Source organism: Clostridium beijerinckii (assembly GCF_018223745.1).
In the GTDB taxonomy this organism is placed as follows: Bacteria; Bacillota; Clostridia; order Clostridiales; family Clostridiaceae; genus Clostridium; species Clostridium beijerinckii.
The window spans coordinates 4928209-4940573 of record NZ_CP073653.1 but is presented as its reverse complement, the minus strand read 5'-3'; the positions used below and the strand labels follow the sequence as shown (position 1 = coordinate 4940573).

The following is a 12365-nucleotide window of genomic DNA, read 5'->3' as shown; positions in this document are numbered from 1 at the left end:
TTTAGAAAAGGAGGATGCTTGTATGGGTGAATATGTACTGGAGATGAATAACATAACAAAGGTATTTCCAGGAGTAAAAGCATTAGATGGTGTAACATTGAAGGTTCGCAAGGGAAGTGTCCATGCATTAATGGGAGAAAATGGTGCTGGGAAATCAACCCTAATGAAATGTCTATTTGGTATTTATCATGAAGATGGTGGAGAGATCATATTAGATGGAAAGAAAATGGAGATAAATACTTCAAAACAAGCATTGGATTTAGGTGTATCAATGATACATCAAGAATTGCACCCAATTCGTTTCCGTCCAGTTATGGAAAACATTTGGCTTGGCAGATTTCCAATGAAAGGAATTGCTGTTGATAAGAAAACTATGATTAAGAAAACAAAGGAATTATTTGAAGAAATTGAGTTAGATATAAATCCTGAAGCATTAGCGGGAACACTTTCACCATCTAATCTTCAATTAGTTGAAATAGCAAAGGCTGTTAGCTATAATTCTAAAATTATTATTATGGATGAACCGACTTCATCATTAACAGAAAATGAAACTAAGCATTTATTTAAGATAATAAAACAACTTCAAAATAAGGGCTGTGCAATTATATACATATCCCATAAGATGGAGGAAATTCTTAAGATATCAGATGAAGTAACAATTATGAGAGATGGTCAGTATGTAGGAACTTGGGATGCTAAGGATCTTACAACAGACTTAATTATAAATCGTATGGTTGGTCGTGATATGACTAATAGATTTCCACCAAGAGAATATACACCAAGTAAAGATGTTGTATTAAGGGTAGAAAATCTTTGTTCTCCAATTAAAAAATCATTCCAGAATGTAAGCTTTGATTTACATAAGGGTGAAATACTAGGAATAGGTGGTCTTGTTGGGGCACAACGTACAGAATTAGTCGAAGCTTTATTTGGACTTCGTGAAGTAGCCTCTGGTACTGTAGAAAAGGATGGGAAGATTATAAAAATAAAAATCCCTAAAGATGCAAAAGAGTATGGTTTTGCACTGTTAACAGAAGAAAGACGTGCTACTGGTATATTTGGTATTCTTTCAGTACTAGATAATACTGTAATTGCAAGTCAAAAAGAATATGCTAAAGCAGGAGTTTTGCAAGAAGCAAAGAGATATAAAGCTGCAAAGCAGTCAAATCAAGAACTTAGAACTAAAACACCAAGCATGGAACAATTGATTCAAAATCTTTCAGGTGGAAATCAACAAAAAGTTTTAATTGCACGTTGGCTTCTTACAAATCCAGATATTCTTATATTGGATGAGCCTACAAGAGGTATTGACGTTGGAGCTAAGTATGAAATCTATTCGATCATGCATGAATTGGTTAAGAAGGGCAAGTCAATTATTATGATTTCTTCTGAAATGCCAGAATTGCTTGGTATGTCAGATAGAGTTATGGTTATGTGTGAAGGTAAGGTTACTGGAATTTTAGATCAAAGTGAAGCAGATTCAGTAAAAGTTATGAATCTTGCTACAAAATTTATGCAATAAGAAATATCTCCTTTATCAAGTGGGACTTAATTCAGGTAGGGTTAATCCATAGCTGAATTTTAGTTGAACTTATGTCCTTAAGTGTGCAGTCGTTATTTTATCCTACTTATAAAGAGGTGAAAATATTACGGATGCTAGGTATTGGATAAATGAAATTTTATAACAAATGATTTTGGTAGGAGAGAAAGAAAGTGAGGTATGTAATATGAGTGGAGAGAAGATAGTTTCACGAAAAGGCTTTGGAAAAATATTTTTAGGTATTGGTGCTTTTTTGGTGGCTTTAGGAATTGTTTTTAATTTTATTTTAGATCCAAGTGTATTTTATGATTTACCAATTTATGTAGGTGGAGTTGGTATAGCATTACTTGTTTATGGCGCAAAACAGTTTTGGGATAAGAAGAATGCAGACATGGATGTTATTTTTTCATCAAAGACTGTAAAACATTTCTTTACAGATAATGCGATTATTATAGCATTATTATTACTAGTAGTTGTAATTATGATAATTCAACCACGTTTTATGCAATATGCTGTATTTCTAGATATTTTGACACAATCATCAACAAAAATGATTGTTGCTTTAGGAATATGTTTTACATTATTAATTGCTGGTACTGATTTATCAGCAGGACGTATGGTAGGTCTTGCAGCTGTAATATCAACTTCAATGTTGCAAAACCCTGATTATGCAAATAGATTCTTCCCCAATATGCCACAGTTAGCAGTTATTATTCCAATACTGTTAGCAGTAGTTGGATGTGCTATATTTGGAGTTCTTAATGGTTTCTTGGTTGCAAAATATGATATGCATCCATTTATTGCAACATTGGCGTCTCAAGTTATAGTATATGGTGTAACTTCTCTATACTTTGATTTACCTCCAAACAAATCACAACCTATTGGTGGTATTCGTCAAGACTTTATAGATCTTGGACAAACAAAATTATTTCAAATTGGAAGTTTCCCAGGAATATCAATTCTAGTTCCAATTGCTGTAGTATTTATAATTCTAGTTTGGTTTATTTTAAATAAAACTGTATTCGGTAAGAATGTATATGCTATTGGTGGTAACCGTGAAGCAGCAGTAGTTTCTGGAGTAAATGTATTTGCAACTATTATGGGTATATTCATCTTCGCATCACTTTTATATGGTGTTGGTGGCGTACTTGAAGCGGCTAGAACAGCTGGTGCAACAAATAACTATGGTAATGGTTATGAGCTTGATGCAATCGCAGCGTGCGTTGTTGGGGGTGTTTCATTAAATGGTGGTGTTGGTAAAGTTGGTGGAATAGTAAGTGGTGTTTTAATCTTTACTGTTATCCAATATGGATTACAATTTATAGCGGTAAGTCCTATGTGGCAACAAGTTATAAAAGGTATCATCATAGCAGTTGCAGTTGCAATAGATATGGCAAAATACAGAAGAAAATAATTATTAAATAAATAAAATGCAGGCAAATCATTAGTTTTTTAGCTAGAGATTTGCCTGTATTTTATTTATTTTCTAAATAATAATCAAATTGGTAAGCCTTAGCACTCGTGCTAGTAATAATTTAATACATAATGTATAATAGTATTTAGGCATAATCAAAAAATAACAAATCTATCTGTCAGTATTTTTTAATCATAATTTATTGCCAAAGTGCCCTAATAGACCTGATATGAGAGTAATTTGTCTCCTTGGCTAATAAAAAATATTCATGGCAGTTCTAATTGTTATTTATTTTCATGTGCCTTATTAAATAATTCATCTATCGGAGGTAGTTAAATGAATTCATATAGAATTATGATTGTAGACGATGAAGAAGAAATACGCCTTGGAATCATAAAAAAGATTGATTGGGAAGCCAATGGATTTATAGTTGTTGGTGATGCTGAGAATGGACAAGATGCCTTGGAAAAAGCAGAAAAACTACAGCCAGATGTTATAATGACAGATATTAAAATGCCATTTATGGATGGGTTGGAACTAGGAAAGAAGTTGGTAGAATTAATGCCATCTACAAAAATTATTGTATTTTCAGGATGTGATGATTTTGAGTATGCTCATAAGGCAATAAAGATAAATGTAGTTGAATATGTTTTGAAACCGATTAACTCAGCAGAACTCATAGAAGTTTTAGTGAGGTTAAAAGAACAGCTCGATCGGGAATATAACGAAAAACGAAATTTAGAAACACTTTATAAGCATTATATTAAAAGTCTACCAGTAATTAGAGAACAATTTTTAGTTGGTGCAATTGAAGGCAGGATAAATGAAGAACAATGGCATGAACAAATGGAGGAGCTGGGAATAGAATTCAAGTATAAGCATTTAACAGTAGGGATTATTCAGGCAGATGGAACACTATCCTTTGAAGAAAACTTAAATAGTTTTTCGGGGCAAAAGGAATCAGCACTTACACCAATTTCTATTAAGAAAATTGTAGATGAAAATATGGGTAAGTATTGTAAATTTATTAGTTTTATTTATTCTGGTATGGTAATAGTTATGGGTAACTTTGAAAAAAAGGAAGATATATTATTATTTATAAAAGGTATAAATGAGGTTTGTAAGGTTTATAAGAGAATTATGAGTTTAACAATATCTGCAGGAATAGGGTATGTTTATAGTAATCCTTCGCAAATACGTTTTTCATATAGAACTGCACAAAATGCATTAGATTATAGATTTATATTAGGAGCTGGAAAGGCTATTTATATTGATGATGTAGAGCCAGATAATTCAATCCAGCTACAACTTGATGAGAAAGAAGAACGATCAATGTTAAATGCAATAAAAATTTCTTCAGAGGATGAAATTTCAGAGGCAATTGATAGTTTGTTTAAGAAAACAGAAGATTTATTATTGCCTTTTAATCAATATAGAATTTATCTTATGGAAATTATGACATCACTTTTAAAACTGGTTCAAACATATGCATTTGATATAGAAGAAATTTTTGGTGAAAATTTTAATGCATACAGTTATTTAGAATCCTTTAATTCTATTCATGAAGTCAAAAAATGGATTATAGAAAAAGCTATTAGGATAAATAGTTATATTAAAAGAGAGCGAATCAATTCATCTATGATGCTTATTGAAAAAGCAAAACAATATATAAAAGAAAATTATAGTGATTATGATGTTTCAGTAGAAAAATTATGTTCTAAATTGCATGTTAGTCCAACATATTTTTCTACAATGTTTAAGAAGGAAACAGGAACAAGCTTCGTAAATTATCTCACAGCAACACGTTTAGAAGAAGCTGTTAAACTTTTGAATACAACAGATGATAAGACATACATGATAGCGGAAAAAGTTGGATATCCAGAAGCTAATTATTTTAGTTATGTTTTTAAGAAACAGTTTGGAGTATCTCCATCAAAGTATAGAAAGAATTGAGTTGATTTACTATGCTTAATTTGTTTAAGAGAAAAATACAGAAGACAATAAATTACGTTAACAGCGGAAGTATACAACATATAATATCAATTTCTTTTACCGTAATAGCAGTTATAGGAATGGTTACTGTTGGAGGGGCTTTATATTTTCGTTTTATAACTTCCACTGAAGAAATGGTATCTGAGCATAATAAATCTATGTTAGATCAAGTAAATTTGAATTTAGATTCTTATCTGAGGAATATGATGAAAGTGTCTGATACCACTTATTACAATGTAATTAAGAAGAAAGATTTGGCTACAGATACCATAGATAAAGAAATGGACTTATTGTATGAAACAAATAAAGATTCACTTATAAGCATATGTGCCTTTTCGCAAGATGGGGAAGTTATAGCGGCATCTCCTGTAAAACAATTAAAAAGCTCTATTGATCCACGAGTGAGTGATTGGTTTACTAAAGCGATAGATAAGAAAGAAAATTTACATTTTTCAACACCTCATGTTCAAAATTTATTTGTAGATCCAGATTATAAATATCGTTGGGTCGTATCATTAAGTAGGGCTATTGAACTTACTAATAATAAGAAAACAACATCTGGAGTATTGTTAGTTGATATAAATTTTAGTGGAATAGAGCAGATATGTAAAAATGCAAATATAGGAAAGTCAGGATATGTTTATTTAGTTGATAGAGAAGGCGAAATTATTTATCATCCTAGGCAGCAATTGATTTATTCAGATTTAATAGATGAAAATAATAAAATTGAAGCAGCTTATGATGATGGAAATCATATAGAAACTTTCAGAGGAGAAAAAAGATTAGTTACAGTTAAAACTGTTGGATACACTGGATGGAAAATTGTCGGAATTACACCGATGTTAGATATTACTTCAGATTATTATCAAATGAGTGTATTTGCTGTGTTCATTATGTCTTTCGCTATCTTTATACTTGTATTTCTTAATATGTTTGTCTCTTCAAGAATAGCTAACCCAATACGATTATTAGAAAAGTGTGTGAAGAAATTGGAAAATGGAGTAAAAGATGTAGATGTTTCGATAAGCGGCTCATATGAAGTTCAGCATTTAGGAAAAGCAATTCGTTCTATGGTCAACCAAATGCATACACTTATGGACAACATAATGATTGAACAAGAATCAAAAAGAAAAAGTGAGCTTAATGCTCTTCAAGCACAAATTAATCCCCATTTTTTATATAACACATTGGATTCAATCATATGGATGATAGAAAATGAAAATTATGATGGGGCAATAATTATGGTAACTGCTTTAGCAAAACTTTTTAGAATAAGCTTAAGTAAAGGCAAAAATATAATAACAGTGAGAGATGAAATTGAGCATGCACGAAATTATTTGACCATACAAAATATACGATATAAAAATAAATTCACATATAATATTGAAGTTGATGAGAAAGTTCTTAATTATGGAAGTATTAAATTAATTATTCAACCGCTAATTGAAAATGCAATTTATCATGGTATGGAATTTATGGGGGGAGATGGTGAGATTTTAGTAAAGGCATATGCAAAAGATAATGAGTTATATATTGATGTTGTAGATAACGGACTTGGAATGCTTCAAGATGTTGCAAATAGCCTTTTAACAGGTGAAAGCAAGATTGAAAAGAAGAGCTCTGGTATAGGATTGAAGAATGTTAATGAAAGAATACAACTATATTTTGGAAAGAGATATGGACTCGAAATTTATAGCGAGCCAGATGAAGGGACAACAGTTCGTATTCATATGCCATGTGTGGACTTTTATGAAATTAGAAAGAGGGAGGAAGATAAATAGTGAAGAGAAAAAGGAAGCAAATTTTTATTACTTTATTTTTGCTATTAATATTATCTTTCTTACTTTTCTTAAATAATACATTGTGGCATGAAAAAGATATAAGGATATACAACATATCAATTATAACTAGAGGAAGAAACAGTGAAAGCTTAATGATAATGAGACAGGGGATAGAGCAGGCAGCTTCAGAAATGAATGTTAATGTAAGTTTTGTTACTTTGTCGGAAGATAATAGTATTGACGAACAGAAAGAACTTATAGAACGAGAGATAAAAAATAAGGCAGATGCAATAATTATATCGCCTGCAGATTACGAGAAAATGGCAGAACCAATAGAAAATGCTAGAAAAAAGATACCAATTATATTATTTGATTCTACTATAAAATCAGAACATGCTCAGCCTAGTATTTCTTGTGATAACTATAAGCTTGGATCTAGCTTGGGGGAAGAATTAATAAAGAACGGAGATATGAATAAGAATATTTTAATAATCAAAAACAACTTAGAGTGCAGTAGTGTAAAGGAACGATATAATGGATTCATGAGTGTTATGAATCGAACATATAACAAATGTACATTTTGGGATTTTTCAGAAGATAAGCAGACTACTTATTATAATCAAGCTAAAAGTTTGTTAGAGAACAATAATATTGATGTTGTGGTTACATTTGATGCAGGATTATTAGAAAATGTTTCTCAAGCTAAAAAGGATGTAATGGGTATTAACAAAGAAAAAGCATCAATAGAGATATATGGGACAGGAAGTACAAGCAAAATTCTTTCTTTTTTAGAAGATAAGGTTATTAGTGCAACAGCTATTCAAAATGAATTTAATGTAGGATATCTAAGTATAAAATCAGCAGTATATAAGATTAATAAAAAAGATATGCCCAATAACATTATCTCTTCAACAGTTATAAATACAAAAAATATGTATTCGGAAGAAAATCAAAGATTATTATTCCCATTTGTTAGATAAGCACCATAAATGCAAGGATGAACTTTTGTATAAATGTATTGTGGTGCTTGATGGAATCATATGGTGGAGGGATTGTAGTGAGATTAATTAAGAAATTATCAGGGCTTTTAACAGTAGTCTCAATTTTTAATGTATTGTCATCTTGTAGTGCAAATGTGAAATCAGCAAATTATAGTAATGATATTAAGGAAATAAAAATAGGTGTAACCTTATATAAACAAGATGATGCATTCATATCAGAAATTTCAAAGAATATTGAGGATATAGCAAAAGAGAAGGAGAATCAAGGTAAATATAAGATCATTGTGAATGTTGCAGATGCTAAAGGAAATTTAATTAACCAAAGTAATCAAGTAGATAAATTTGTTGCGCAGAATTACGATGTTATATGCGTAAATATGGTTGATCGTACAGCGGCATCTATGATCATTGATAAAGCAAAATCAGCTAATATTCCAATTGTTTTCTTTAATCGTGAACCAGTAGAGGAAGATATGGAAAGATGGAATAAGCTCTATTACGTTGGAGCAGATGCTCAGCAATCAGGTGAGATGCAAGCAAATATCATTATAAATGCTTATAAAAAAGACAATAGAATGGTAGATAAAAATGGAGATGGCAAAATCCAGTATGTAATGCTTGAAGGAGAGCAGGGACACCAAGATTCCTTAATTAGAACGGAATATTGCATCAAAACTATAACTCAAAATGGAATTGAATTAGAGAAACTAGCTGATGATACAGCAAATTGGCAAAGTGCTCAGGCAACAACAAAGATGTCACAATGGATTAAAAGTTTTGGAGATAAAATTGAAGTTGTATTTAGTAATAATGATGAAATGGCACTTGGAGCAATAAATGCAATAAATGATGCTAATATAGGCGGTAAAAAACCACTAGTTGTAGGAATTGATGGGCTTCCTAAAGCGTTAGAGGCAGTGAAAAATGGATCTATGATAGGAACTATTTTAAACGATTCGAAAAAACAGGCAAATGCGATCTTCAATCTTGCATATACATTAGCTTCTCATGGAAATGTAAATTCCATAGATGGACTTGAGAAAGGAAAGTATATTAGGACTCCACACGCAGAGGTTACTAGTGATAATGTTGATTTATATATAGAAAATAAATAAAATTATATATTATGTATAGATAATGTAGAAGTATATTTATTATAAAAAAATAAGTAAGTCTTTTTCGATTTACTTCCTTTTTTGTATAAGCATACTTCTATTTTTATAAATTTTTATCAGCAGGATCTATAGCTATAGTTAGATTATATTCAATATGCCTTATACCAGTATAAAGTTCTTTATTACACACATAATAAAATAAACGATTTAAGAAATAAAGATGAAATTTAATGTGCTTTTTATGTATAGAAACTGACCATGAAGGTAAAGTCTTCGCAAAGTACTATGAAAATAGGTTTATTTTTGTAGGAACCTTAAGTATCGAGATGCTAGGAAGAGTAGGGAGCTATTTGATAAATCAACGGAGGATAAAAATGAGAAATTCTAAAAAGATATTGGTATTGTGCACCATTATAATTATGATAATAAATTTATTGCTAAGTTCTAGTAAAGTAGCTGCTAATTCTAGGTTAACAGCTACCGAAGGAAGGCCAGTAAGAGCAAGCATATTATTACGTACTTTAGAGGATCCATACACTGCATTACTTAAGCAAAGTTTTGAAGAAATTCAGAAAAATAATTCGGGGAATATTGAATTTACTTTTTATGACTGTAAGAATGATCAATCATTACAAAACAGAAATGTTAATTCAATACTTAATGCAGAAAATGCAGACATTATATTACTGAATCTAGTAGATCCAACAGGAGTGAGGACAATTGTAGATAGAGTTAAAGAAAAAAATATACCATTAGGTTTATTCAATATAGAACCACTAAATATGGAAACTGTAAAATCATATAGTAAAGCTTATTTTGTTGGAACAAATCCAGCCGAAGCGGGAATACTGCAAGGTGAACTTCTTTCCAGCTTATGGAATAAGGATAGAACAATTATTGATAAAAATGGAGATAATATAATGCAATATGTTATGTTGATGGGACCGCGTAATAACTTGGAGGCAATTGGAAGAACTAAGTATTCTGTTTTATCAATCAATGATGCAGGAATTAAAACAGAAGAAATTGCTTTGAGAGTTTGTAATTGGGAAGAAAACTTAGCTAAAGATGCTATGGATGCATTATTCTTATCGAATGGAAATAAAATTGAAGTTATAATTTCTAATAATGATGCTATGGCAATAGGTGCAATTGAGGCATTGCAAAAGTATGGATATAATAGTGGAGATAAAAATAGGACAATACCAATTGTTGGTGTAGATGGGATACCGAAAGCGATACAGCTCATTAATCAAGGAATTATGACTGGATCTGTTCCTCAAGATGCAGCTAGCATGGCAGAAGCGACTTATCTTATAGGAATGAATTTGGTTAATGGTAGACCTCCACTTGATGGAACTTCGTATAAGTTTGATGATACAGGAGTTGCAGTACGTATTCCTTACAAAGGATATATAAGTAATGATAATATCTAAGGTTATTTAAGTTGATTAAATAACTTATAATAAAAAATATGGAGGATTAGTATAAGATGTCTAAGAAAATAACTACCATAATTATTATCATGATTGCAGCAGCTATGCTAATAAGCATTAATCAAAGTAATATCATGGCGAGTTCAAGAATTGCTGAAGGAAAGCCTATTAAAGCAGCTGTATTATTATATAGATTTGATGATGCTTATATTTCTTTAGTTCGTGAAAATTTAGAAAAAATACAAAAAGAGAACGAAGGAAACATTGAATTTATTTTTTACGATGGGAAGAATGATCAATCTATACAGGATAAAGATATTAATAACTTAATTGAAAAGCAAGATGTTGATCTTTTGCTAGTAAATCTAGTCCAAACAACGAGTACACAGTCAGTTATTAATAAAGTAAAAGGAATTAATATTCCAGTAATTCTATTTAATAGGGAACCAGTTGCGATAGATTCTATAAGATCTTATAATAAAGCTTGCTATATAGGAACAGAGGCTGAGGAAGCCGGACTATTACAAGGAAAAGTTATTATAAATGCATGGAATAAAAATAAAACAGCAATGGATAAAAATAAAGATGATATACTTCAATATGTTATGTTAATGGGAGAACAAAATAATTTAGAGGCAATTAAAAGAACAGAATACTCTATATTAAAAATCAATAATTCGGGAATAAAGACTCAAGAAGTTGCATTAAGGGTTTGTGATTGGAATGAGGAAGAAGCTAGGAATGTTACTAAAACATTGTTTCTGCAGTATGGAAATAAAATTGAGGCTATAATTGCGAATAATGATTCCATGGCTATAGGTGCGATTAAAGCATTGCAAGAATATGGCTATAATAAGGGTGGCAAGACTCCTAATATAGCAGTTGTAGGAGTTGATGCAATACCAGAGGCACAGGAATTAATTAAACAAGGAATAATGACTGGGTCTGTTCTACAGGATCCTTATGAATTAGCTAAAGCACTTTACAGTGTTGGAATTAATCTTGTTTCTAATAAAAACCCGCTTTATGATACAGAATATAAATTTGATCAAACAGGAGTTTCAATTCGATTGCCTTATCATGAATACATGAGTAAGTAAGAATTAAAAGATATATAAAATAACTTTACAATCAAACCAACTTAACTTAATATTAAGTTAATAAAAAAACGTATTATATTATTAAAATTTACGAGGAGTGGGGCTAAAATGAGTAAATTAGAAGAAATAATAAAGTATAATGAAAGTTTTGTGGGGAACAAAGATTATCAGGAATATGTAACAACTAAGATACCTAAGAAAAAGATGGCGATATTATCATGTATGGATACAAGATTAACAGAATTGTTGCCTAAAGCCATGAATATCAAAAATGGGGATGCAAAAATAATAAAAGATGCAGGAGCAACAGTTATGCACCCATTTGGTGGCGTAATGAGAAGTATATTAGTTGCAGTATATGAATTTGGAGCAGAAGATGTTTTTGTAATAGGACATCATGGTTGTGGGATGAGTAATTTAAACACAAAAAAACTTGTTGATAAAATGTTAGATAGAGGAATTAAGGAAGAAACGCTCTCTACTTTAAATAACGCAGGAGTTAACGTTGAGAGATGGCTTCATGGTTTTGAATCTGTTGAGGAATCAATAAAAGAAAGTGTTAAAATGATAAAAGATCATCCTCTTTTACCTAATGACATAAGGGTACACGGTCTCATTATGAGTCCTGAAACTGGAGAATTAGAAATTATAGTAAATGGAGATATTAAAGACGCAAACTAAAGGTATTGCGAAGCGCTAGATATCTAGAGTAAACTTAAAGTTATATATGTAAATAGCGAAAGGAAGATCATGCATTTGTTCGGGTTACTTAAGGATTTTGCTGTGAATTTCTAACAGTAGAAGTTGCACCCATTTCTGCATGCTCCTGTGACAAGCACAGGACAAGCAAAAAATGGAACAACTTTTACTGAAGAAATGTCTGCAGCTAAATCCTACATGTAACACCTCCACAAAAGCATGACCTTCCTTTCTGGTATATATCATAATTGAAAATATATGTTTTAATTTAAGTTCGATATCTAGAT

Annotated in this window: 9 protein-coding genes; all 9 read left to right on the top strand. The window is 30.9% G+C overall.

Going from position 1 to position 12365, the window contains the following annotated elements; all coding sequences use genetic code 11:
• Positions 1 to 22 precede the first annotated feature (22 nt).
• Positions 23 to 1522: a sugar ABC transporter ATP-binding protein gene (locus KEC93_RS22265; RefSeq protein WP_023973609.1), complete on the top strand. Its 1500-nt coding sequence runs from the start codon at positions 23 to 25 to the stop codon at positions 1520 to 1522.
• Positions 1523 to 1727: 205 nt separating this feature from the next.
• Positions 1728 to 2954, top strand: a complete 1227-nt coding sequence (mglC, locus tag KEC93_RS22260; RefSeq protein WP_038457978.1) for a galactose/methyl galactoside ABC transporter permease MglC — start codon at positions 1728 to 1730, stop codon at positions 2952 to 2954.
• 336 nt (positions 2955 to 3290) lie between these two features.
• Entirely contained in the window at positions 3291 to 4907 is a 1617-nt protein-coding gene (locus tag KEC93_RS22255; RefSeq protein ID WP_012060587.1) for a response regulator, read from the top strand.
• 11 nt (positions 4908 to 4918) lie between these two features.
• Positions 4919 to 6727, top strand: coding sequence for a sensor histidine kinase (locus KEC93_RS22250; RefSeq protein ID WP_077869096.1), 1809 nt, complete (start codon positions 4919 to 4921; stop codon positions 6725 to 6727).
• Positions 6727 to 7707, top strand: a complete 981-nt coding sequence (locus KEC93_RS22245) for a substrate-binding domain-containing protein (protein ID WP_012060585.1) — start codon at positions 6727 to 6729, stop codon at positions 7705 to 7707. Before KEC93_RS22250 ends, KEC93_RS22245 begins: the two co-directional genes overlap by 1 nt.
• 77 nt (positions 7708 to 7784) lie before the next feature.
• Positions 7785 to 8843, top strand: coding sequence for a galactose ABC transporter substrate-binding protein (locus KEC93_RS22240; RefSeq protein WP_023973604.1), 1059 nt, complete (start codon positions 7785 to 7787; stop codon positions 8841 to 8843).
• Positions 8844 to 9217: 374 nt separating this feature from the next.
• A complete protein-coding gene (locus tag KEC93_RS22235; RefSeq protein ID WP_077869097.1) occupies positions 9218 to 10279 on the top strand; it encodes a galactose ABC transporter substrate-binding protein in 1062 nt (353 codons plus the stop codon).
• Between the two features lie 56 nt (positions 10280 to 10335).
• Positions 10336 to 11379, top strand: coding sequence for a galactose ABC transporter substrate-binding protein (locus KEC93_RS22230; RefSeq protein ID WP_012060582.1), 1044 nt, complete (start codon positions 10336 to 10338; stop codon positions 11377 to 11379).
• Between the two features lie 108 nt (positions 11380 to 11487).
• Positions 11488 to 12060, top strand: a complete 573-nt coding sequence (locus tag KEC93_RS22225; RefSeq protein ID WP_041899929.1) for a beta-class carbonic anhydrase — start codon at positions 11488 to 11490, stop codon at positions 12058 to 12060.
• Positions 12061 to 12365 lie beyond the last annotated feature (305 nt).